The sequence below is a fragment of the Agrobacterium sp. 33MFTa1.1 genome (assembly GCF_004328495.1).
Taxonomy (GTDB): Bacteria; Pseudomonadota; Alphaproteobacteria; order Rhizobiales; family Rhizobiaceae; genus Agrobacterium; species Agrobacterium pusense.
In genome coordinates this window covers 1,949,296-1,972,663 of record NZ_CP036358.1, presented here as the reverse complement: position 1 = coordinate 1,972,663, position 23,368 = coordinate 1,949,296, and the positions used below count along the sequence as shown (strand labels likewise).

Annotated in this window: 21 protein-coding genes and 1 pseudogene; 7 read left to right on the top strand and 15 right to left on the bottom strand. The window is 60.3% G+C overall.

The features are described 5' to 3' along the window. Positions 1 to 460: 460 nt before the first annotated feature. The 9 genes from EYD00_RS09980 to EYD00_RS09935 form a co-directional block, all read right to left on the bottom strand. Positions 461 to 3,781: an efflux RND transporter permease subunit gene (locus EYD00_RS09980; RefSeq protein ID WP_004443274.1), complete on the bottom strand. Its 3,321-nt coding sequence runs from the start codon at positions 3,779 to 3,781 to the stop codon at positions 461 to 463. Between the two features lie 13 nt (positions 3,782 to 3,794). Beyond that, entirely contained in the window at positions 3,795 to 4,991 is a 1,197-nt protein-coding gene (locus tag EYD00_RS09975) for an efflux RND transporter periplasmic adaptor subunit (protein ID WP_004443272.1), read from the bottom strand. A gap of 500 nt (positions 4,992 to 5,491) precedes the next feature. Beyond that, positions 5,492 to 6,484 carry an ABC transporter substrate-binding protein gene (locus EYD00_RS09970; protein ID WP_004443268.1) on the bottom strand — a complete coding sequence of 331 codons (993 nt, stop codon included), beginning with the start codon at positions 6,482 to 6,484 and terminating at the stop codon, positions 5,492 to 5,494. Between the two features lie 21 nt (positions 6,485 to 6,505). Then, a complete protein-coding gene (locus tag EYD00_RS09965) occupies positions 6,506 to 7,378 on the bottom strand; it encodes an ABC transporter permease (protein WP_004443266.1) in 873 nt (290 codons plus the stop codon). Next, complete coding sequence (locus EYD00_RS09960) at positions 7,375 to 8,250, bottom strand: ABC transporter permease (protein WP_004443263.1); 876 nt, start codon at positions 8,248 to 8,250, stop codon at positions 7,375 to 7,377. The genes EYD00_RS09965 and EYD00_RS09960 overlap by 4 nt, the downstream gene beginning before the upstream one ends. A 210-nt stretch (positions 8,251 to 8,460) precedes the next feature. After that, entirely contained in the window at positions 8,461 to 9,255 is a 795-nt protein-coding gene (locus EYD00_RS09950; protein ID WP_004443261.1) for an ABC transporter ATP-binding protein, read from the bottom strand. Beyond that, positions 9,252 to 9,686 (bottom strand): NUDIX hydrolase, encoded by a 435-nt coding sequence (locus EYD00_RS09945; protein WP_004443258.1) that lies wholly within the window; start codon positions 9,684 to 9,686, stop codon positions 9,252 to 9,254. Before EYD00_RS09945 ends, EYD00_RS09950 begins: the two co-directional genes overlap by 4 nt. Positions 9,687 to 9,688: 2 nt before the next feature. After that, entirely contained in the window at positions 9,689 to 11,146 is a 1,458-nt protein-coding gene (gene hydA, locus EYD00_RS09940; protein WP_004443255.1) for a dihydropyrimidinase, read from the bottom strand. Next, a complete protein-coding gene (locus EYD00_RS09935) occupies positions 11,143 to 12,390 on the bottom strand; it encodes a Zn-dependent hydrolase (RefSeq protein WP_004443253.1) in 1,248 nt (415 codons plus the stop codon). The genes hydA and EYD00_RS09935 overlap by 4 nt, the downstream gene beginning before the upstream one ends. A 259-nt stretch (positions 12,391 to 12,649) precedes the next feature. On the opposite strand from EYD00_RS09935, the gene rutR reads away from it, so the two are divergent. The 3 genes and pseudogenes from rutR to EYD00_RS09920 all read left to right on the top strand — a co-directional run bounded on the left by rutR (position 12,650) and on the right by EYD00_RS09920 (position 14,148). Further along, positions 12,650 to 13,291 carry an HTH-type transcriptional regulator RutR gene (gene rutR / locus EYD00_RS09930; RefSeq protein WP_004443251.1) on the top strand — a complete coding sequence of 214 codons (642 nt, stop codon included), beginning with the start codon at positions 12,650 to 12,652 and terminating at the stop codon, positions 13,289 to 13,291. A gap of 265 nt (positions 13,292 to 13,556) precedes the next feature. Beyond that, a pseudogene (locus EYD00_RS09925) lies at positions 13,557 to 13,880 on the top strand (DUF2325 domain-containing protein); the annotation flags it as partial. After that, a complete protein-coding gene (locus EYD00_RS09920; protein ID WP_004443246.1) occupies positions 13,861 to 14,148 on the top strand; it encodes a hypothetical protein in 288 nt (95 codons plus the stop codon). The pseudogene EYD00_RS09925 and the gene EYD00_RS09920, both read left to right, overlap by 20 nt. 90 nt (positions 14,149 to 14,238) lie before the next feature. Here the strand turns inward: EYD00_RS09920 and EYD00_RS09915 are convergent, their stop codons facing one another. The 3 genes from EYD00_RS09915 to uppO all read right to left on the bottom strand — a co-directional run bounded on the left by EYD00_RS09915 (position 14,239) and on the right by uppO (position 16,579). Continuing rightward, positions 14,239 to 14,634 (bottom strand): DUF423 domain-containing protein, encoded by a 396-nt coding sequence (locus tag EYD00_RS09915; protein WP_004443245.1) that lies wholly within the window; start codon positions 14,632 to 14,634, stop codon positions 14,239 to 14,241. Next, the gene (locus EYD00_RS09910; RefSeq protein WP_004443244.1) at positions 14,631 to 15,032 is read right to left on the bottom strand and encodes a group II truncated hemoglobin; all 402 of its coding nucleotides are present in this window, start codon (positions 15,030 to 15,032) and stop codon (positions 14,631 to 14,633) included. Before EYD00_RS09910 ends, EYD00_RS09915 begins: the two co-directional genes overlap by 4 nt. A 131-nt stretch (positions 15,033 to 15,163) precedes the next feature. Then, entirely contained in the window at positions 15,164 to 16,579 is a 1,416-nt protein-coding gene (gene uppO, locus EYD00_RS09905; RefSeq protein ID WP_004443243.1) for a polysaccharide biosynthesis phosphomannomutase UppO, read from the bottom strand. A gap of 257 nt (positions 16,580 to 16,836) precedes the next feature. Between uppO and uppM the strand changes: the two genes are divergently transcribed. After that, positions 16,837 to 18,459: a polysaccharide biosynthesis protein UppM gene (gene uppM, locus EYD00_RS09895; RefSeq protein ID WP_034498834.1), complete on the top strand. Its 1,623-nt coding sequence runs from the start codon at positions 16,837 to 16,839 to the stop codon at positions 18,457 to 18,459. Between the two features lie 20 nt (positions 18,460 to 18,479). Here the strand turns inward: uppM and EYD00_RS09890 are convergent, their stop codons facing one another. Then, positions 18,480 to 18,689 carry a hypothetical protein gene (locus tag EYD00_RS09890; RefSeq protein WP_003491679.1) on the bottom strand — a complete coding sequence of 70 codons (210 nt, stop codon included), beginning with the start codon at positions 18,687 to 18,689 and terminating at the stop codon, positions 18,480 to 18,482. A 243-nt stretch (positions 18,690 to 18,932) separates the two neighbouring features. On the opposite strand from EYD00_RS09890, the gene uppL reads away from it, so the two are divergent. Further along, positions 18,933 to 19,733 carry a polysaccharide biosynthesis UDP-hexose transferase UppL gene (gene uppL, locus EYD00_RS09885; RefSeq protein ID WP_004443235.1) on the top strand — a complete coding sequence of 267 codons (801 nt, stop codon included), beginning with the start codon at positions 18,933 to 18,935 and terminating at the stop codon, positions 19,731 to 19,733. Between the two features lie 154 nt (positions 19,734 to 19,887). Then, positions 19,888 to 20,136 (top strand): hypothetical protein, encoded by a 249-nt coding sequence (locus EYD00_RS09880; RefSeq protein ID WP_004443233.1) that lies wholly within the window; start codon positions 19,888 to 19,890, stop codon positions 20,134 to 20,136. A 21-nt stretch (positions 20,137 to 20,157) separates the two neighbouring features. Here the strand turns inward: EYD00_RS09880 and uppJ are convergent, their stop codons facing one another. Both uppJ and uppH read right to left on the bottom strand, forming a co-directional pair. Then, the gene (gene uppJ / locus EYD00_RS09875) at positions 20,158 to 21,102 is read right to left on the bottom strand and encodes a polysaccharide biosynthesis UDP-hexose transferase UppJ (protein WP_004443232.1); all 945 of its coding nucleotides are present in this window, start codon (positions 21,100 to 21,102) and stop codon (positions 20,158 to 20,160) included. Between the two features lie 8 nt (positions 21,103 to 21,110). Further along, entirely contained in the window at positions 21,111 to 22,022 is a 912-nt protein-coding gene (gene uppH / locus EYD00_RS09870) for a polysaccharide biosynthesis endo-1,4-beta-xylanase UppH (protein ID WP_004443231.1), read from the bottom strand. A gap of 275 nt (positions 22,023 to 22,297) precedes the next feature. On the opposite strand from uppH, the gene uppI reads away from it, so the two are divergent. After that, complete coding sequence (uppI, locus tag EYD00_RS09865; protein WP_004443230.1) at positions 22,298 to 23,368, top strand: polysaccharide biosynthesis UDP-hexose transferase UppI; 1,071 nt, start codon at positions 22,298 to 22,300, stop codon at positions 23,366 to 23,368.

The following is a 23,368-nucleotide window of genomic DNA, read 5'->3' as shown; positions in this document are numbered from 1 at the left end:
CCCGCTCAAACCTTTTGCCGGGCTGTCCGAAGCGATACGAAACCGGGGATGTTCCTTGCCCCTCACGCCCATCTGCACTGAACTCATCGCATTTTCCTCGACCGGCAATTCCCGATGCGAGGGAGACTAGCAGTTCAGGTGGAAAGCGAATTGATTTCGATCAAACGGGGGTGCGGCCGTTGTGAGGAAGGAAATGATGGGGCTGCTCATGCTTCCAATCACAAGGGAAATATGGAGCGAGCGCATGCGGCATATTTCTTCTCCCCGAGGGGGAGAAGTCCGCGGCAGCGGGATGAGGGGGCGAGGGTCGAGATATCAGGAGAGCTTGCCCTCTCATCCGACCCTTCGGACCACCTTCTCCCCGGCGGGGAGAAGAAACGATCCGCGATGTCGTGCTCTCCCAAAGTATATGGAAACGCCGGGCACATGACCCGGCGTCTCAATCTTCAAGCTGCAGCACTCACTCGGCGGCAAGCGGCGGCAGTCGCAATATATTGCTGCCCTTGTCCGCGGCCTTGTCGCCGCTGCCCTTTTCCATACTGGCCACCCGTGCCTCCAGCGAGGAAAGCGCGAGGCTGTTTTCGCGGGCGATCTCCGAGAGTTTCTCGTTGGAGAGGGCCTCTTCCTCCTCTTCCTTCTTGCCGACGAAACGGCCGAAGAGGTGGGCGAGCAGACGCGACAGGTCGTCCATGATCAGGAAGAAGGCCGGCACCACGATCAGCGACAGCACCGTGGAAACGATGATGCCGCCGATGACCGCAATCGCCATCGGTGCGCGGAACGAACCGCCTTCGCCGACGCCGAGCGCGGAGGGCAACATGCCTGCCGACATGGCGATGGAGGTCATGATGATCGGGCGGGCGCGCTTGCGGCCGGCCTCCACCATGGCATGCACCCGCTCCATGCCGTGACGGCGCATTTCGATGGCGAAATCCACCAGCAGGATGGCGTTCTTGGTCACGATGCCCATCAGCATCAGAATGCCGATGAGAACCGGCATGGAGAGCGCGTTCTGGGTGATGATGAGCGCGACTGCCACGCCGCCGATGGCAAGCGGCAGCGAGAACAGGATTGTGAAGGGCTGGATGACATCCTTGAACAGCAGGATGAGCACGACCAGCACCAGCATCAGGCCAAGCAGCATGGCGTTGACGAAGCCCTGCTGCATTTCGCCCTGCACCTTGGCGTCACCGCTTTCGGCAAGCCGAACGCTTGCCGGCAGGTTGGTTTCCGAAACGATGCGCTTGAACTCGGCCGTCGACGTATCGAGCGCCGTGCCGAAAGGCACATCCGAGCCGATGGAGACGACGCGGTTGCGGTCGTTGCGCTTGATCGAGCTCGGGCCTTCCGAGTAATCGATATCGGCCACGCTGTAGAGCGGCACCAGCGAACCGGAGGCGGTCTTGATCTTCAAGGCGCGGATGGTGGCGAGATCGCGGCGGGTATCGAGCGAAGCCTGCACGCGGATCGGGATCTGCCGGTCATCCAGCGAGATTTTCGTGAGCTGCGCATCGATATCACCGATGGTGGCGACACGCACGGTCTGCGAAATCTGCTGCGGCGTGATGCCCAGGCGGGCGATCTCATCCTTGCGCGGGCGGATCTGCAGTTCGGGACGGGGCAGAGCGCCTTCCGAACTGACATTGGCAAGGATGGGCGAAGCGCGCAGGCGGCTTTCGAGAATGCCCACGGCGTCGTTCAGATCCTTCTCGTTGGTTGAAAGGAAGTTGAAGGAAAGCTCGCGTTCCGCGCGGTCGTTCAGCTTGATGATGCGAACATCCGCAATGCCACGCACCTGCGCGAAAATATCCCGCTCGACATCCCATTGCGGACGTGTACGGCCCTTCTCCTCCAGCTTGGGAAGATATTGGCCGATGAGCGGAATGGAGCCGAGCCCCTTGTTGACGAGCGTTTTCAGCAGTGAGTGATCGATATGCTCAAGGATGACATTGACGGTGGCGCGGCGCAGCTCCAGGTCCCCCTTGGGCGAAGCACCACCGAGGATGAAGACGCTTTCCACGCCGTTGATGTCACGGATCGCCTGGTAGATCTGCGTCGTCGTGCGGTCGGTCTCATCCAGCGTCGCATTGGGCGGCAGTTCAACGGACAGGGTGACACGCGAGGCGTCATCAGGCGGCAGGAAGCTGCCGGGGACCTGGCTCAACAGCATCACTGAGGCGATGAGGAAGGCAATCGCTCCCAATAGCGTGAGATAACGCGCCCACCATTTCCGCGTGGTGGCGGTCACCATGCGCGTATAGGCCTTCATCAGCCTGCCGTCATTGTCGTGGTGATCGTCCATCGCGTCTTCGGCGCGCATCAGATAGGCCGCCATCAGGGGTGTGATGAGACGGGCCACTGCCAGCGAGAAGAATACCGAGAAGGCGACAGTGAGGCCGAACTGGATGAAGTACTGGCCCGGAATACCCGGCATGAACGAGACGGGCACAAAGACGGCGATGATGGTGAAGCTGGTCGCGATGACGGCAAGCCCGATTTCATCGGCTGCTTCGAGGGCCGCGCGATAGGGCGTCTTGCCCATCTTGATATGTCGGGCGATGTTCTCGATTTCCACGATGGCGTCGTCCACGAGAATACCCGTGGCGAGCGTAAGCGCGAGGAAGCTGACGAGGTTGAGCGAAAAGCCCATGATATCCATGATCCAGAAGGTCGGGATCGCGGAAAGCGGCAGCGCCACGGCGGCGATCAGTGTCGCGCGCCAGTTCCGGAGGAAGAGAAGGACCACGATAACGGCGAGGATCGCGCCTTCGATCAGCGTGTCTAGTGCGGCCTTGTAGTTGCCATAGGTGAAATAGACGGCGTCATCGACCATCTCGATCGAGACATCGGGGTGGTCCTTGCGGACCTGATCGAGACTTTGCGCGACGGTTTCGGCGACCGAAACCTCGCTCGCGCCCTTGGAGCGGAACACCGCAAAGGTGACGGCCGGATTGCCGTTGAAGCGCGAGAAGGACTTCTGCTCTTCATATGTGTCCGTAACCGTGCCGAGTTCGGAAAGCTTGACGAAGCGGCCGTTGGAAAGCGCAATCGTGGTGTTGGCAAGCTGGCTTACATCGCGTGTATCGCCCAGCGTGCGGATGGTCTGCTCGTTGCCGCCCACCTGGCCGCGGCCGGAGCCGAGGTCGATATTGGTGCCGCGCAGCTGGCTGTTCACCTCTGTCGCGGTGATGCCATAGGCATCGAGCTTTTCGGGGCTGAGCGAAACGCGCACCTCGCGGTCCGCGCCGCCGTAACGGTCGACCTTGCCGATGCCGGACTGGCCCTGCAGCGAGCGCTTGATCGTGTCATCCACGAACCAGGACAGTTCCTCCAGCGTCATGTTCGGCGAAGAGACGGCGAAGGTCTGGATCGCCTGTCCCTCGACGTCGATCTTGCTGACGACGGGCACTTCGATATCGGAGGGAAGATCGCTGCGGATCTTGTCGATGGCGTCCTTGGTGTCCTGAACCGCTTCTTCCGTCGGTTTTTCGATACGGAACACGACCGTTGTCGTCGACTGGCCGTCGACCACGGTGGACTGAATTTCGTCGACGCCACTGATGGCGGCAACGGCGTCCTCGATCTCCTTCGTCACCTGCATCTCCAGTTCGGAGGGCGAAGCCCCGCTCTGGGTCACGGTGACGGCGACGACGGGCACGTCGATATTCGGGAAACGTGTGATCGGCAGCGTATTGAACGCCTGCATGCCGAGCATCATCAAAAGCGCGAAGCCGAGAAGCGGCGCAATCGGGTTACGGATTGACCATGCGGAGAAGTTCATTTCATTCCCTCAGTCAGTTGGACGCAGCCGTCTGGGCTTCCACCGGTCTTATCCGGTCACCATCACGCACGAATGCTCCAGCTTTCTCGACAACCTTGTCTCCAGCGGCAAGGCCGCTGACGATCTCGATGAATCCACCGTCTTCTATGCCGGTCTCGATCTTCACCTGCTTGACGACGTCGCCCTCCACCTTGCGGGCGGTCGAGCCTTCACGCCCGGAAGTGACAGCCGAGAGCGGCAAGGCGAGCGCGTTCGTCTCCTCGATCACGATCTCTGCGCTGGCATACATGCCCGATCGCGCCGGGCTGTTTTCCGGCAGCACCACATGCACGGAACCGAGGCGCGTCGTCGGATCGACGGTCGGCGAAACGAGGCGCACCTTGCCTTCTATTTTCGCTCTTCCGCCAGCAACCGTCAAATAGGCTTTCTGGCCGACTTTCACGTTTTGAATGTCGGTTTCGGAAAGATCGGCAACAAGTTCGATGGCGCCGTCCTTGATGACGGTGAAAAGCGGGTTTCCGGCGCCGCTGGCAATCGCGCCCACCTTGGCGTTCTTGGCTGAAACGATGCCGGCGACCGGGGTTTTCACGCCGGTGCGCGTGAGCTTGAGATCGATATCGGCGATCTGCGCGTCAACCACCTTGATGTCGGCTTCGCCGGCGGAAACGGCCTGCTTGGCCGCATCGAGGCGAGCCTGCGCCACCTGCGCGAGGGCTTCGGTCTTTTCCGTTTCGGAAATGGAGCCTGAACCGGTCTGGCTGAGCTTGGCGGCGCGGTCGCGCTGGCGAAGGGCGTCGGCCAGATTGGCCTGCGCCTCCAGCACCTGCGCCTTGGACTGGGTGACGGAAGCTTCGGCCTTGGCCTTGTTGGCTTCGAGCTGGCTCTTTTGCAGGACGAGGCTATCGGAGGACAGGACGGCCAGAACCGCATTCGCCGCCACCCGGTCGCCGATATCGGCGTTCAAGGTGTCGATCGACAGGCCGTCGACCAGGGGCTGGACGTAGATTTCGTCCACCGGGCGGATTGTGCCTGTCGCAATAACACGGTCCACGAGGTCGCGCTTTGCGACATGCGCGACGATGATCGAGGGCACGTTCTGCTGTTTCACCGGCGCCTGTGCCTCTCCCTCCGCGGCTGCTGGAAGGGGAAGCGCCGTTGCGGACAGAAGAAGAAGGAAAAGAATGCGGTTAAACGTGACTTTATGCTGCATATGTCTTGGCTCGCGCAATATCCGCTCACATGTCCTGCAGGCTACGGCCCGTATCTTAAAAGGTCATGCGATGGCGAATGTGAAACAAGGGATCACAATACTCCCTTTTCGATCCTCCCGATTCGAACGCCCCTCAACGCGAATCTCAAGCACCTTTGCCCTGTGCTTTTTCTACAAGATCAAATTTGGCAGTCTTGTGGGCGGGACTGTAATTCTTGTTGTCGTGCAAATCAATCCGCATAGCCGCGAGGGTTGATATACATTTTTGTATAGGTCGAGGTGTTGTAATTGATTTGATGGGTTACCAATGCGTGACGCGGCCTGGAATTCTGAGAACGCTTAATACCCCGTCATCCTCGGGCTTGACCCGGATCCAGGCACATCGCCGCAATCGAAATGTCGGTAGATCCTCGGGTCAAGCCCGAGCATGACGGAAGAGAGGTTGTCATTCAAGAAAATCGCGCGGTCAACGCCGCGCGATACAATCTTTTCGCCTGCGCCTACTTCAACGCAGCGTCGGTAATTTCGGTCGTATATGCGCCCGAGGGCTCCTTGGTGATGACGGGGTCGGAGCCGCCGCCGAGCAGGGTCTTCACCGTTCGCTCGTAATCCGCCTTGTCGAGAGCGCCCTTCGAGCCGGCCGTCAGCTTTGCCACTTCGCCCATCATGCGCTTCTGGTGCTTTTCGGTCTGCGCGCCGGAGGCGTCGTTTTCGAGAACGATATCGGCGGCCTCGTCAGGGTTTTCCTCGGCCCATTTCCAGCCCTTCATGGAGGCACGGACGAATTTGACCATGTCCTCCTTGAACTTGGCGTCCTTCAGCTTGTCTTCGAGAACGTAGAGCCCGTCTTCCAGCGTCGCCACGCCTTCGTCTTCATATTTGAAGGTGACGAGGTCATCAGGCTTGATACCGGCATCGAGGACCTGTCCATATTCATTATAGGTCATGGTGGAAATGCAGGCGGCCTGTTTCTGCAAAAGCGGATCGACGTTGAAGCCCTGTTTCAGCACGGTAACGCCATCGGCGCCGCCGGTGGTCGGAATTTTCAGGTGCGCCATCCACGACAGGAATGGATATTCATTGCCGAAGAACCAGACGCCCAGCGTCTTGCCCTTGAAATCATCAGGCTTCTTGATGCCGGTTTCTTTCAGGCAGGTCAGCATCATGCCCGACGATTTGAATGGCTGGGCGATATTGACCAACGGCACGCCCTTTTCACGCGTGGCAAGCGCAGACGGCATCCAGTCGACGATGACGTCGGCCCCGCCGCCGGCCAGAACCTGCGCGGGCGCAATATCCGGGCCGCCGGGCTTTATGTCGACATCGAGGCCCTCGGCTTCATAAAAGCCCTTGTCCTTGGCGACGTAATATCCGGCGAACTGCGCCTGGGTGACCCATTTCAGCTGCAGGGTGATCTTGTCGGCGGCCTGAGCGCTAAATGCGGTCAGCAGTGACGCCCCGGCAAGAAGCATGGATGCAAGTTTCATTTTCATCGCTGTTCCCTTTTTCGTTATTTACGTTCGTCCCCCACGGACGGACGGATGCCAGAAGGTGACGGCCCGTTCTGCGAGCGCCACAAGACCGTAAAAGCCCGAACCTGCGAGCGCCGCCACGGCAATCTCGGCCCAGACCATATCGACATTGCTGCGGCCCATTTCCGCCGAGATGCGGAACCCCATGCCGACGATGGGCGTGCCGAAGAATTCCGCGACGATGGCGCCGATCAGGGCGAGCGTGGAGTTGATCTTCAGCGCGTTGAAGATGAATGGCCAGGCGGCGGGCAGGCGCAGCTTTATCAGCGTCGGCCACCAGCCGGCAGCATAGGTGCGCATCAGGTCGCGCTCCATGTGGCTGGCGGCGGCAAGCCCCTGCACCGTGTTCACCAGCATCGGGAAGAAGGTCATGATGACGACGACGGCGACTTTCGACTGCCAGTCGAAACCGAACCACATCACCATGATGGGTGCCACGCCGACGACCGGAAGGGCGGAGACGAAATTGCCGATGGGCAGAAGACCGCGTTGCAGGAAAGGCGAGCGGTCGATGAGGATGGCGACGAGGAAACCGAGGCCGCAGCCAAGGACATAACCCGTCAGTACGGATTTGATGAAGGTCTGGCGGAAATCCGCCCAGAGGACCGGCAGCGAGCCGAGAAGGCGGGCGAGAATGGCGCTCGGCGCCGGCAGCAGGATGGGCGGCACGGAAAATCCGCGGACCACCCCTTCCCAGAGAACCAGAATGGCAAGGCCGAACAGCAGCGGCACGGCGAGGCGGCTTATGCGTTTCGCGCTCTGGGAAATAAAGGCATGGCGTACCAGCCATTCGTTGAAGGCCCAGGCCGCAAGCCAGAAAAGGATAGCGCCGATAAACCAGCCGGGGTTGGTCATGGCCGTGCTCCCATTCGCTTGAGGACAGCGGCATGGGCGATGCCGATGATCGACACCAGAATGGCGGCGACGCCGGCTGCCATGAACAGCGCCGCCCATATCTGCACCGTCTGGCCATAATAGGAACCGGAGAGCAGTCTCGCGCCGAGACCCGCAACAGCGCCTGTCGGCAATTCACCGACGATGGCGCCGACAAGCGCGATGGCGATGGCGATCTTCAGCGATGTGAAGAGATAGGGCAGGGCGGCGGGCCAGCGCAGCTTCCAGAAGATCTGCGCCGGTGAGGCATTATAGGTGTGCATCAGGTCAAGCTGCAGTGTTTCGGGGCTTCTCAAGCCCTTCACCATGCCGACAACGATGGGGAAGAAGGAGAGATAGGTCGAGATCAGCGCCTTCGGCAGCAGCCCGGAAATGCCGATGGAGTTCAGGACAACGATGATCATTGGTGCGATGGCGAGAATGGGGATCGTCTGGCTGGCGATGATCCACGGCATGACGGAGCGGTCCATGGCGCGGTTATGGATGATCGCGACCGCCAGCAGGATTCCCAGCACCGCGCCGATGGCGAAACCGAGCAGCGTAGCCGAAAGCGTGATGCCGGCGTGGTAGACGAGGCTGCGCTTGGAGGTGACGGCCTTGTTGACGGTGGTATCCCAGAGTTCCGCGATGATCTGATGCGGGGCGGGGAGGACCGGGCGCTCCTGCGCGAAGGTTTGCGGCAGGAGTTCGAGGAAGCCCGGTGACTGGCCAGCGCGGGTGGCCTGGTCGCGGGCGAAGGGCATGTTGAGGTAGATGACGGCGAGGTGCCAGAGAATGAGGATGGCGAGGAGGACGGTGAGGGTGGGGAGGACGCGGTGGCGGAGGAGGGTCATGGGGTTTTGCTCCGCTGCTCATTCCGAGGGTGAGGCTTACCCCCCTCTGCCCTGCCGGGCATCTCCCCCTCAAGGGGGGAGATCGGCAAGAGGCGCGACCACCGCTTCATTCGCAAACGTTGAGACGGGCGAGACCCCACCACGAGTCGATCTCCCCCCTTGAGGGGGAGATGCCCGGCAGGGCAGAGGGGGGTAATGCTGGCGCTGACCTCACCCCTCATAGCCATGCCCCGCCTTCAACCCCTCACGCACCCGATGCGCAATCGCCAGAAACTCCGGCGTCTCGCGAATTTCCAGCGGCCTTTCGCGCGGCAACGTGGATTCAATCACATCGGTCACCCGGCCCGGCCGCGGCGACATCACGACGATCTTGGTCGAGAGATAAACGGCTTCCGGAATGGAATGGGTGACGAAGCAGATGGTCTTGCCGGTCGTATCCCAGAGTTTCAGCAGCTGTTCGTTCAGATGATCGCGAACGATCTCGTCCAGCGCGCCGAAGGGCTCGTCCATCAGAAGCAGGTCGGCATCGAAGGCGAGCGCGCGGGCGATGGAGACGCGCTGCTGCATGCCGCCGGAAAGCTGCCAGGGGTATTTCTTGCCGAAACCGTTGAGGTTGACGAGGTCCATGGTGCGGTCAATGCGCTCGCGCTGCTCGGCCTTGCTGTAACCCATGATTTCGAGCGGCAGGGCGATGTTCTTTTCGATGCTGCGCCATGGATAGAGCGCGGCGGCCTGAAAGACATATCCGTAGGACCGGTCCTTGCGGGCATTTTCCGGCGTGGTGCCGTTGACGGTGATCTCACCCGACGTGTGTTTTTCGAGATCGGCGATGACCCGCAGAAAGGTCGTCTTGCCGCAGCCGGAAGGGCCGATGAAGGAGACGAAGTCGCCCTTTTTCACGTCGAGATCGACATTGGACAGCGCGTGAACCGGGCCGTCCCCCGTTTCGAAAGTGAGGCCCAGTTTTCTGGCGGAAACGACGGAGTAGGAAGAGGCCTGGTTCATCGCGGCTTGGTTTCACTTTCCGTAAGTGCGGCGCGCGCCAGCGGCAGCATCTGGGTTTCCGTCAGTCTGGCGATGGTGACGCCGGGGGTGCGGTCGAGATCGAGCCAGCGGACTTCCTCGATTTCCGCCTGCGGGGTGACCTCGCTATGAAGCCTGGCGGTAAAGGCATGGGCGACGACATCAGCGCCCGGCTCATTGGCGGCTTCCTCGCGAAAGATGCCTTCATAACGCGCGGCATTTTCGGGCAGCGTCAGGCCGATTTCCTCGGCCAGCTCGCGGTGAAGCGCCTGTTCCGGCGTTTCGCCTGGATCGATCTTGCCGCCCGGCTGCATGAACTGCGTGGTGCCGCGCTTGCGCACCACGAGCATCTGCCGCTTCTCGTTGAGCAGGATGGCGGCGGCGATGAGGATTTCGCGTTTCGGCTCGCTCATGATCACACGCCCGATGCCGGAATGCCCGTGCGTTCCACCTTGCGTGGCGATACGAGCTCCTTCCAGGTGGAAAGCGCCTGGCTGACGGCCGGATAGGGATCGCGGGCGATGAACTGGCCGTGGCCGGCCTGTGTCTCGATGGTGCCTTCCTCGACGCTCACCAGCCCGCGCGAGAGCGTGTAACGCGGCAGACCCTTTACCTTCTGCCCTTCGAACACGTTGTAATCGATGGCCGATTGGTGGTTTGCCGCACTGATGGTCTTTGTAAGCGCCGGGTCCCAGACGACGATATCGGCGTCGCTGCCGACAAGGATCGCGCCTTTTCTCGGATAGATGTTGAGGATCTTGGCTATGTTGGTGGAAGTGACGGCGACGAACTCGTTCATCGTCAGCCGGCCGGTTGCCACGCCATGGGTCCAGAGCAGCGGCATGCGGTCTTCCAGCCCGCCGGTGCCGTTCGGGATCTTGCGGAAATCACCGAGGCCGAAACGTTTCTGATCGGTCGTGAAGGCGCAATGGTCGGTCGCCACACATTGCAGCGAGCCGGAGGCGAGACCCGCCCAGAGGCTGTCCTGATGCTGACGGTTGCGGAAGGGCGGCGACATGACGCGGCGGGCGGCGTGATCCCAGTCGGGATTGGCATATTCACCTTCGTCGAGGATCAGGTGCTGAATCAGCGGCTCGCCATAAACCCGCATGCCGTTTTGCCGGGCGCGGCGGATGGCTTCATGGGCCTGTTCGCAGGAGGTGTGGACGACGTAAAGCGGCGCACCGGCCATATCGGCGATGATGATGGCGCGGTTGGTCGCCTCGCCTTCGACGGAGGGCGGGCGGGAATAGGCGTGCGCTTCCGGCCCGACATTGCCTTCCGCCATCAGTTTTTCCTGCATCTGCGCGACGATATCGCCGTTTTCCGCATGCACGAAGGGAATGGCGCCGAGCTCCGCGCAGCGCGAGAAGGAGGCGAACATCTCGTCGTCATTCACCATCAGGGCGCCCTTATAGGCCATGAAGTGCTTGAAGGAGTTGATGCCCTTTTCCTGAACCACCGTCTTCATCTCATCGAAGACCTGTTCGCCCCACCAGGTGACGGCCATGTGGAAGGAATAATCGCAATTGGCGCGCGTCGCCTTGTTGTCCCAGCGTTGCAAGGCATCGAGAAGCGATTGCCCCGGCTCCGGCAGGCAGAAATCCACCACCATCGTCGTGCCGCCGGAAAGCGCCGCCCGCGTGCCGCTCTCGAAATCATCGGCGGAATAGGTGCCCATGAAGGGCATTTCCAGATGCACATGCGGATCGATGCCGCCAGGCATCACGTAACATCCGGTGGCATCCAGCACGGTGCCGCCGGTGAGATCAGGGCCGATCTCGGTGATCCTGCCGCCCTCGATCTTCACATCGGCCTTGTAGGTGAGATCGGCGGTGACGATGGTGCCGTTCTTGATGATGGTGGCGGTCATTCCACGATCTCCGCAGTCTCCAGCACCGCATGCAGCAGCACGTCGCAGCCGGCCTTTGCCCATTCGGGTGAAATTTCCTCCGCCTCGTTGTGGGAAAGCCCGTCCACGCAGGGGCAGAAGATCATGGTTGAGGGGGCAACTCTGGCCGTCCAGCAGGCATCGTGGCCGGCGCCGGAGATGATGTCCATGTGACTGTAGCCCAGTCGTTCGGCGGCGGAGCGCACCCGGCCGACCAGCACGGGATCGAAGGTGACGGGGTCGAAATGGCCGATGGCTTCGATCGAGCAGCCGACGCCGAGTTCTTCGGCGATGGCGGGCACCTCGCGTTCGAAGATGGCGCGCATGCTGTCGAGCTTTGCCTGCGAGGGGGTTCTGAGGTCGATGGTGAAGACCACCTTGCCGGGCAGCACATTGCGGGAATTGGGCGTGAAGATCATCTGGCCGACGCCGGCGACGGCGCCCGGCTGGTGGGCCATCGCCACTTCCTGCACTTTTTCGAGGATGCGGGCGGCGGCAAGGCCGGCATTAACGCGCATGGCCATAGGGGTCGAGCCGGTATGGGCTTCCTTGCCGGTCAGCGTCACTTCCAGCCACCACAGGCCCTGGCAATGGGTGACGACGCCGATCTGTTTGTTTTCGGCCTCTAGGATCGGGCCCTGTTCGATGTGATATTCGAAATAGGCATGCATCTTGCGCGCGCCGACCTCTTCCTCACCCAGCCAGCCGATACGTTTCAGCTCCTCGCCATAAGTCTTGCCGTCGGTATCCGTGCGGCTATAGGCGTAATCCAGGTCGTGAATGCCGGCGAAGACCCCCGACGCCAGCATGGCAGGCGCAAAGCGGGCGCCTTCCTCGTTCGACCAGTTGGTGACGACAATGGGGTGTTTCGTGCGGATATTGAGGTCGTTCAGGCTGCGCACGACTTCCAGACCAGCCAGCACGCCAAGCACGCCGTCATATTTGCCGCCGGTCGGCTGGGTATCGAGATGGCTGCCGATATAAACGGGGAGCGCGTCCGGGTCCTCGCCGGCGCGGGTGGCGAACATGGTGCCCATGCGGTCGACGCCCATCGTCAGGCCTGCCGCTTCGCACCAGCGCTGAAAAAGGCGGCGGCCTTCCGCATCCTCATCCGTCAACGTGCGGCGATTATTGCCGCCGGCAATGCCGGGGCCAATCTTCGCCATATCCATCAGACTATCCCACAGACGGTCGCCATTGACCGTCAAGTTCTTACCCGCCGTCATGAAGTGTCGTCCTCACCTGTTTTGTTTTTATCAAAGCAAAGCTTGTGCCGTTCCCTTTTTTGCCGGTTAAGATAACAGCCATTGCCTTGTGGCGGCGATGATGGATAAATTGACCGGCTGGTAAACATTGCAAATTCGCGATGGCGTCAGCAAGGGAATTTGTGACGAAACGCAGTAATTTTGCCTAAGCTATGAACGTCGATTATTTTTTAAGCATACTGTAGCGGCAATTGCATTGAAAAGAAACAGAGAGCTGAGAATGGCCATACCGCGCGCAGCGAAAACACAGAAGCGGACCCGCATTCAGGAGGAAAAGCAGGAAGCGATTCTTGAAGCCGCGCTCAGTGTTTTTTCCACGAATGGGTTCCGCGGCTCCACCATCGACCAGATTGCGGAAGCGGCCGGCATGTCCAAGCCGAATGTGCTTTATTATTTCCGCACCAAGGAGGCGATGCATCGTGCGCTGATCGAGCGGGTGCTGGACACGTGGCTCGACCCGCTGCGCGCTTTCGATGCCGAGGGTAATCCTGAAAGCGAGATCCGCTCCTATATTCGTCGCAAGCTGGAAATGTCGCGCGATTTCCCGCGCGAAAGCCGGCTGTTTGCGAACGAAATACTGCAGGGCGCGCCGCATATCGAGGATGAATTGAAAGGCCCGTTGAAACAGCTGGTGGATGAGAAGGCCGAGGTGATCCGCGCCTGGGTGAAGGCCGGGCGGATGGCCAAATGTGACCCTTACCACCTTATTTTCTCGATCTGGTCGACCACGCAGCACTATGCCGATTTCGATGTACAGGTGCGGGCGGTTCTGGGCGACAAGAATGGCGGCGAGGGACGTTTCGAAGACGCGGCCCGCCATCTGGAACAGCTTTTCATGGGCGGGTTGCGGATAAACGGCTGATCGGCCTGCTTCTCGCGATTATGTGATAAGCCCTCCGCATAAAAACATGAGGAAATTTATCACCTTTATACTTTACTCCAAAACTCATCTTTATTATGGTGCCGGCATCCCGAACGTCGGGGCCCAATATCGGGGTATCAAAAACCAACCGGCAGGTGAGGGAATGGCACGCAAGGAAAAGAAGAAGGCCGAACGTGGCGGCAAGCAGGGCAAAGGCGCTCCCCAGACCGAGCGGGACGTGGCCGAACAGCAGCTTTCCGGTCCGAAAAGCTTTCTTTATGTCGGCGGCCGTGACTGTCAGGTTGCCCATCTTCGCCAGATCGCCAGCAATTTCGGCGCCGAACTGATCCACCACGACGGCGGCTTGCGTGAGGCGGTGTCGCGCATCGATACCGTGCTTCCTTCCGTCGACTGCGTTTTCTGCCCGATCGACTGTATCAGCCACGATGCGTGTCTGCGGGTGAAGTCGGGTTGCAAGAAATTCGGCAAGACGTTCATTCCGCTGCGCAATGGCAGCAAATCCAGTCTGGAGCGGGCGCTTCAGACGATGAATGAACGGAGCCCCAGCGATGAGCGACGAGCGCAATAATTTTCCCGACGAGCACCGCACGGCGGACAGACCGTGTGGTGTGGAACTGCACAAGATGGCCGAACAGGCGAGCGATCCGGCCACGACGGAATTTTATGACATCATCGGCGAACGCGAAAGACGCAGCCGCGTTGCCGGAAGCGGCGGCAATGTGGTGACCTTTCCTCATCAGCGCGCCCGCCAGCCGGGTGAAACGACGGCCTTTCAAACAGGTGTGGCGGCTGAAAAAGGCCGCAACATTCTGCCGTTTCGCTGGACGCGTGGTTAGCGTTGAATCCTTGCCGAGAGGGCAAGATGGCGCCAGGTGTGAGGGAGCTCCGCTCGCACTCCGGGTCACGATGCAGATGCCCTAAAACAATCAGCCTTTAGGCTTCAAAAACGCTCCCGCGCACAACACCAGCCAACCCGCGATCATGCCGATGCCGCCCAGCGGCGCAGCGTATGGAAACAGGCTATGGCCGGAAAAATGCCTGATAACGAGATCGCCGGCGAAGATCGCCGTGCCGAGACCGAGGATCAAGCCCGCCGGAATGGCGGTCCTGATGCGATCCGCACCGATATGGAGCGCGATAAGAACCGGCGCATGCGCCAGCGCCATGGCGGAAGCATTACCGAGCATATAGGTCTCGCCGGTATGGGTGGCAGCGGCGGCAAGCATGACGCCGGCAGCACCCAGCAGGCTGCCCAGCAACAGAATGAAGGCCCGTAATCTGGCCCCGGGCACCGTCGCTATGGTCGCGTTCTGCGTGGTCATTGGCTGTCCGCCTCCCGGTTCTGCATGTGAAAGGCGAGCCTCTCGATCGGGGGCCATATGATGTCGCGCAGCTTGGGATTTTCGATCGTCTCCTCCATGGCGCGGCGGAAGCAGAGCAGCCATTCATCCCGCTCGGCAGGGCCGATGGGGGCGACGAAATGGCGGCGGCGCAGCATCGGGTGGCCGTGCTTCTCGACGTAGACCGGCGGTCCGCCAAGATATCCAGTCAGGTAATCGTAGAACTTCGCTTCGCTGCCGGAAAGATCGGCCGGGTGGATGGCGCGGCAGCGGGCTGCTTCCGGCAGAGTATCCATCAGTTGATAGAAGCGCCGGGTGAGCGCCCTGACGGTCGCATCGCCACCGATCGCTTCATAAAGGGTAATGGTTTCGCCAGTCATAATCCGCCTCTTGTGGCCCTCCGGCTCTTATCGCTCCGCGGAGCCGGAAGAGCAACAGGCACGGGCAGGGTGCGACATTTGGGACAGATTAAAAAGGGCAGATGCCGGGCTTGCCCGGCATCATCCAAAAATCATCCAAAATTTCGGATAAGGTCGAGCCCCTTGCTCAAAAGCGTCTCGGCCTCATCCTGATTGGCAGCTTCGACGTAGCAGCGCATTTCCGGCGCGTTGCCTGACGGGCGGAAGTGGATGGTGCTGCCGTCGGTCAATGACACGCGCAGGCCGTCGATGTCGCTCAGGCCTTTCACCGTGCCAACCGGCGCGAGGAAGGCTTCGAGATTGGTGCGCGAGGCGCGCAGATGAGCCATCAGCGCGGCGCTCTTTTCCTGCGCGAAATTTTCCAGGCGGTCGGCGGCGGCGACCGGAAGGTTATAGGCTGCGGCGATTTGCGACAGCGGTTTTTTCTGTTCCGACGAAAGAAGCAGCACGGCGAGAACGGGCAGGAAGCTGTCACGCGTAGGCAGCGGCGAGAGGGGCCTGCCGTTAAGCGTGAAGGAAGAGGCCGTCAGCAGGCCGCCATTCGCCTCGAAGCCCATCACGCCGTTCTTGCCGGCTGAAAGGGCGTCTGCCATGCCGGCAATGACGAAAGGCGAGCCAACCTTCGTACGAACGACCTCAAAGGAACCATTGGCCTCGATGCCGGAATTGGACGTTACAGGGGTGACAACGACGCCTGCGCCAAGGAAATTGGCGGTGATGAGGCCAATGAGGTCGCCGCGCAGCGGTACGCCCCTCTCATCGGCCAGCAGGGGGCGGTCACCGTCGCCATCGGCGGAAACAATGGCGTCGAGACTGTGCTCAGGAGCCCATTTTTTGAGAAGCGAAAGCGTCTCCGGCGAGACCGCCTCCGTATCGACGGGGATGAAGGTCTCCGAGCGGCCGAGCGGAACGACATCGGCGCCGTAATGGGCGAGAACGTCGACAAAGAGATCGCGCGCCACCGTGCTATGCTGGTAAACACCGATCTTGAGGCCTGAGAGAGCCTTTTCCGGCAACAGCGCGATGTTGCGTTCGTAGAATAGTTCGGCTGCGATGGCGGAATGGTCTTCGGCAGTCGCCGATTCGTCGCTGATGCCTTCCGCTTCGATTTCGGCGGCGAGGGCTGCGATGGCCGTCTCGTCCTGCTTGTCGATTTCGCCATCCGGGCGGTAGAACTTGATGCCGTTGCGGTCGGCCGGGATGTGGGAGCCCGTGATCATCAGCGCGCCCGCCTTCAGCGACAGAGCATAAAGCGCCAGAGCCGGGGTGGGCACCGTGCCGCAATCGAACGGCGTGAGGCCTGCCTTTTTCAACGCCGCGATGCAGGTGGCGGACACATCAGGGCTCGAATCGCGGAAATCGCGGCCAACGAGAATGGGATCGCCCGCCTTTGCCTGGCCCGATGTGAGAAGGTGCTTCGCAAATGCCGTGGCATAAACGGCCGACGCTTTTCCTTTCAGATCGACGGAGAGGCCACGAAGGCCGCTCGTTCCAAATTTCAGGCTCATTCTCAACTCCGCTTCCGTAAAATCCTTGAGGGCCAAATGGATAGTTCAAAAATGTAACGCTTGAAAGAACCGTATCGATCCATTCACGTCAATCCTCCCCTTCCCTGGAGGCCGCGAATAGGCGATGATGACGGCAATGATGCGGGTAACCTAAAATTCACCCGTCATATTTAAACTTGTCCGTCGATAGCGGCTATGGCGACGATGAGGATCATCGGTTGCCGGCTTTTTTTGGTTCGTTCGAGTTGGATTGGCTGATGTACAGGCTTCAAAAGGCGGGACATAAGCAGGTACGTCCGCTCGATGAAAAAAAGGCGCCGGCCGCGAAAACTCATGGTTCCCTGCTGGATGATCTGGTGGATGACGACGAGGTTTTCGAACGCACGGTGCTGAAAGAGCATCTCGAGCCGAAACCGGCCGCGGCTGCCGTCGAGCCCGCTCCGGCCGCGAGACCGGTGAAGGCGTCGTCGCCCAGCGGAAGTCTGGCCGCAGCATTGCCGGGCCTCAGCCATATCGACAGGATCGGCGTTGACGACGTCCTCATCTGGCTTCGCAGGGGCATCGTCTGGATCGTTCTGGCAATCATTCTCTGCGTCGCGGCTGCGCTCAGCTATGCGTATATGACGCCGCCACGCTACACGGCCTATACGGATATCGTCGTCAATCCCTCCAATCTCAACGTTGTCAACGACGGCGTGTTCTCGCCGAACCAGCAGCGTGACACGCAGATTCTCGAAGTCGAAAGCAAGCTGCGCACGATCACGTCGCGCAACGTGCTGGCGCGGGTGGTGGAGGAACTGAAGCTCGATCAGGATCCGGAATTCATCAGCCCGCCGCCGCTCGCCCGGCTGAAGGCGATGTTTTCATCCAGGCCGGAAGATGGCGACAACCGGCTCGGTGCACTCCGCTCCCTCGGCGACCGGGTCGCAGCGGAACGCGACCCACGCTCCTTCGTGGTGACGCTTTCCGTCTGGACCAATGATGCGGACAAATCCGTGACGGTCTCAAAGGCCATCGTGAAGGCGTTTGAGACCGAGCTGTTCCAGACGACCTCCGACAGCAGCCAGCGTGTCGTCGACGATCTCAGGAAGCGGCTTGAGGAAATGCGCGAGAATGTTACTGCGGCTGAAAAGCGGGTGGCCGATTTCCGTCGCGAAAACGGCCTGCAGGAGAATAATGGCCAGCTTGTCAGCAACCTGGCCTCCGGTGAGCTCAATGCACAGGTTCTCGCGACCCAGCAGCGCGTCATCCAGGAAGAATCCCGGCTGAAGCAGATGGAGGCGGCAATCGCGCAGAACCGCACGCAAAGCGATGCGATTTTCGATAGCCAGACCATGAACACGATCCGGGCGCAATACAGCACCCTGCAGCAGCAGATCGGAGCCATGACGCTGACCTACGGCGCGCGTCATCCGCGGCTGGCGACTGCAGGTGCGGAACGGGCCATGCTGGAACGCGGCATGGCCGACGAGGCGCGGCGCATTCTGCAGGCAGCAAAGACAAATGTCGCCGAAGCGCGCTCCTCGCTCGATGCGCTGCGACTGAAAGCCGTGGCGGAGCGTGCCAATGTCTTTACCGATAACGAAGCGCAGGTCCGGCTGAGGGATCTTGAGCGCGACGCCCGCTCGGCAGCGGCGATCTATGAGACCTATCTTACCCGGTCACGCCAGCTCGCCGAACAGCAATCGATCGATTCCACCAATGTCCGCGTTATTTCGCAGCCGGTTGCGCCGAACTCCAGAAGCTGGCCGCCGGGCAAGCTGGTCTTCCTCGTCGCTGGCGGCGCGGGCGGCCTGTTTCTCGGCCTCGCCATTGCGATCGCACTCGGGCTGTGGGGTTATCTGCGCCGGGACGATCATGCGGAAGCCGCGGCGCGTTAAACCTGGGACCCCGCGCCGACTTATTCTTCCGAGATCAGACCATCATAAACTTCAAGGAGAGCGGCGGCGATGGCCGCACCCAGCGCATTGCCGGCATCGCGAATGCCTGCCTCGTCGCCATCACGGACGGAAACGGCGAGATCGGACGCCTCGTTGGCAACGATTTCCTTCGCCCGTTCTATTGCCCAGAGGCCGAAATCGCCGCGGTTGTCGATTGAAATGGTTTCCATGGCCGGGACCTTTGTCATTGATGTTTCCGTCCATTAAACCATCGGACGCCAAACGGGAATAGGCGAGGGGAAGGTCATTCAACCAGCGGGCGTGCAATTTCCCCGCCTCAAGCGGAGGATTTATAAAAATATTAATGATAGTTCTTCGTAGTGTTTGAAGCCTTCTATTTTATGCATATGCGTGCCCATAACAATGAAACGATGCCTATCTTGGACGCCGGACAGATTATGACAGGGAGAGAGATGCCGCAGACGGAGGAGACTGGTCATTCCTGGCCGGTTATTTCTCTTGCGTCCCTACCCATTACTGACGCAACCATCGATGAAACCGCGCGGGATTTCATCCTGCGTGCAACGACGGAGCGTACGCCGGGTGCAAGGCCGTTTTATTCGACATCCGCAAACGGTCAGGTCATCGCGCTCTGCCACCACGACCGCGAATTCGACGCCATGCTGCGGCAGGCGGACCAGATTCACGCCGACGGCATGTCGCTGGTGATCTTCTCCCGCAAGTTCTGTGCCCGGGCGTTGAGAGAACGGGTTGCAACGACGGATCTCGTTCATGCGGTGGCCAAGCGCGCCGAAGAGACGGGCAGCCGGTTTTATTTCCTCGGCGGTTCCGAAGAGGTGAACCGTGCGGCGGTCGAGGAAATGCAGAGGCTTTATCCGCGCCTCGTCTTTTCGGGACGCCATAATGGTTATTTCAGTCCGGGTCGCGGGGACGAAATCATTGCCGATATTGTCGCCTCGAAGACCGATATTCTTTGGGTCGGCTTCGGCATTCCGCTCGAGCAGCGCTTCGTTTCGCGCAATCTGGACAGGCTTTCCGGCGTCGCCGTGATCAAGACCTGCGGCGGCCTTTTTGATTTCATTGCCGGCAAGAACAGCCGGGCGCCGCAGTGGATGCAGGATATGGGGCTGGAATGGCTCTACCGGGCGATGCTTGAGCCGAAGCGTCTGGGAAAACGTTACCTGCTGACCAATCCGATCGCCATATATTCGCTGCTGAAGTATCGCTTTGGCGCTTCGGGGCAGAACCGCTAGATCATTGCGCCGTCTTGCCCGATAAATGTAAGGTTTTTCTAACTTATTGAATCAGCGCGCTGCGGCGCCGAAACCCGTTGCAACTGCGAACGGGTGCGCTACACTGCACAAATATTACAAATTTATTCGAATCAGAGATATTTTGAGGCCACCAATGGTGATTACGTCCATTTCTCTTTTCATATATGGAATTGGCACCGTTACCTCTCTCGCCATGACCTATATTGAAGGCGCCCGCCGCGACAAGAGCTGGGATTTTTATCGGGTAACCGGCATTGTCCTTTGTTTTTTCTGGCCGGTGCTCGTGCCGCTTCTCGTACTTGCGACGGCCTTTTCGTCTTTCGGTTTGCAGAAGCGGCCCGCGAACCCGATGTCGTTCGGCAGGCAAAAGACGCTGGGTTAAACGTGACGGTAAGATCGGGCGTCAGCTTTTCTTCGCCGGTGCCTTATAGGGCGTGAGCGTGATGCCGAGGCTCGCCATCACCCGGCCCAGGGACATGAGGGGCGGATGGGTGGCGGGCAGCAGCGAACCGGTTTTCAGCAATGTGGAAACGGCGCGGAAGAGCGACAGGCACAGGCTGACGGCATTTTTGGCGGCGAGCAGCAGTCCGCCCCTCAGGCCGGGGCGGCGGGCGCGATCGATGCTGTAATTGATGATGCCGGTCCGGAGCGAGCGCTCCATGATCCAGCGCGGTGCCATGCGGCTTTCCGGCACGTATTCGATGATGAGGGCGTTCGCATTCCATGCGAATTTGAAACCGGCCTTGCGGCAGCGTGTGAAGAAATCCATGTCGCCGCCGCCGAGGAAGTTGAACCGCACGTCGAATTCCGGCTTCGGCAAGGTTTCGAACACTCGCCGTGAAATCAGGCAATTGCCCGAGCCGTGGATCTGGTCGACCGGGCCGGTCGGTGCTTCTATGGAACCGAACAGCGGATGCGAAAGAACCGCCCTGGAAGCCGGGGCGTCGAATTCGCGATTGACGGGTCCGCCGACGATATCGGCGTCGAAGGATTTCGCCGCCGAGACCATTTGCCCAAGCCAGACGGGGGAGGCGGCCTCGTCGTCATCGATCATCAGAAACCATTGCGCCGAAGGATAGCTCTGCCGGGCGGTGCGGAACGCCGTGTTGATGGCGTAACAATTGCCCTGTGTCGGTTCTACCAGGGCCAGCCCGGCCATGTCGTTTTCGGCAAAAAAGGCGCGCGCAACAGCAAGACCCTGCTGGCCTGCACCATCATTATCGACCACGACGACCGCGAAGGGAAAATCGACCTTCTGAGTTGCAAGCGATGCAAGTGTCTTCTTCAGGCCTTCCGGCCGGCGGAAACTGGGGATGCACACCACCGCTTCCGGCATGATCTCGGACATGGAAACTCCTAAATTCCGGCAAGTGCTGCGGCGGAAAAAACGACGGCCCGGAGGCTCTGGCGCGGGCGATGGATGACGGTGTCGGCCAGTGCCGAAAAGGCTTCCCGGTAACGGCGGGCACGAAACGCCTGGGCAACGGTATAGGCGTTCATATGGTTTTCGGATTTGCGGCGAAGCCGCCCGAGCTCCTGCGGGGGTATGGCTGCGACGATGGCGGGATCGGAAAACACGGCTTCGATTGCCGGTTCGCAATCGCGGAAGGTCAAGAGCCGGTTCATCATAACGCTCGTCCGGTGAACCCGATAATCGAGGACGTGGCGGCCGGGAAGATAAACAAAGCGGCCCGCGGCGGCTAGCCTGCACCAGCCGTACCAGTCTTCCGCATACCGCAGGGTCTCGTCGAAGCCGCCGAAATCCTGGAAGATTCGGGTTCTGACCAGCATGATGCCGCCATTGACGATGAAGTTTCCGCCGAGCAGCGGCCGAAGGATGAAGCCGTCAGGCTTTTCGCGGCGACGGATGAGGTTGCGACGGCCGATCTTTGCACCGTTTTCATCGATACGCTCGTAATCGCCATAAACGGCAACGACATCCGGGCCGGTGACGCCGGCGCAAAGCGCCGCGACGGCGCCAGGCTTCAGGCGGTCATCGGCATCGAGAAACATCGTCCACTCGCCACGTGCCTGCGAAAGACCGAAATTGCGAACCGCGGAAACGCCCTGCCGTCCCTGCGGCCGGGCAAGCAGTTTAACGCGCGGATCGGAAAAACCCTGCACCTTTTGCGCCGTGCTATCAGTGGAACCGTCATCGACCACCAGCACCTCGCAGACGGTTTTGCCCTGAAGCAATGCGCTTTCGATCGCTTCCACGATGTAACGCTCGCCATTGCGAACGGGGATGACAATCGAAACGGATATCAAGCTTTAAACTCCGTGAGGCATGGGCCAAGAATTCGCACGGCGAAGTTACTACCGGATTAAGCGGCGCTGGCCAATTATGACGTGGTATAGCGGCGGTTAACCTTGCAAATCTTTAATATCCTTTTGGCATGATCAGAATGTTATGTTTTGAGAATGGAGCGTGCCGGGCCCATCCGGATGTGCGGAAACGCTCCGACATTTTGGGCTGCGCATCGTTGCTGGCGAAAATCGATCCCGGTTTTCCCTCGATGCGCCGGGGTTGTGGAGGCGGATGAATGCGGATCGGGCGGCGGAATTTTCTGGGCGGTGCGGCAAGCGCGAGCCTTTTGCACGCCGTGACCGGCACGGCCTCTGCCGCGCAGAAAAAAACCTCGACCAAAACCGCACCTTACGGCGCGGCCATTTATCTGCCTGACCTCACCGCCGATAGCCGCATCGGCGAGGCGATCGTGAAATATTGCTCGCGCATCACCCCCGTGACTGAAATGAAATGGGAGGTCATGCGGCCATCGGAAGCGGTGTTCGATTTTGCGCCCGCCGATGCACTCGCCAACTTCGCGCGCCAGCACAAGCTTTCCATGCATGGCCATCCGCTGATCTGGTACGCCTCAAATGCCCCCTGGATTGCCGGCATCGGTGGCAGCGGCAAGGTCGAGAAGCTGATGGAAACCCATATCGTCAAGGTGATGGAGCGTTACGGGGATGTGGTCCATAGCTGGGACGTGGTGAACGAACCGATCCCGGATGTTCCCGGCAATGTGCGCGCCCGGCGTGACGCCTGGTATTACGGCGCCGGGCCGGACGCCATCAAGAAGGCCTTCGATATCGCCCATCAGGTCGATCCGAAAGCGCAGCTCGTTCTCAATGAATATGACGTGGAATTCGCGGTCGAAAAATCGCCAGCCAAGCGCGAGGCGTTCCGCAATCTCATTCTCGAGCTTCTGGAAAAAGGGGCGCCCATCAACGCCATCGGTCTGCAGGGGCACCTGCGTGGCGGCTGGCCGATCGCCAAGGACGAGCTTGCCGCCTTCGTGACGGAAATGCGCGGTTACGGCCTTGCCGTTCTGGTGACGGAGCTTGATGTGATGGACCAGACGCTGCCCGGTCCGGAAGCGGAACGCGATTTGCTGATCAACGGCCAGGTCCGGGATTTTCTTGAGGCGGCCTCGGCCGGCGGCCCGCTTTCCTCGATCACCACATGGGGTATTTCGGACCAGTATACCTGGATCCGCTGGGCCTATCCGCGTCGTGACGGCACGGCGAACCGGCCGTTGCCGCTCGACTGGAGCTTCAACGAAAAACCCATGATGGCCATCATCAATGAATTCCGGAACCGTGGTGCGTGA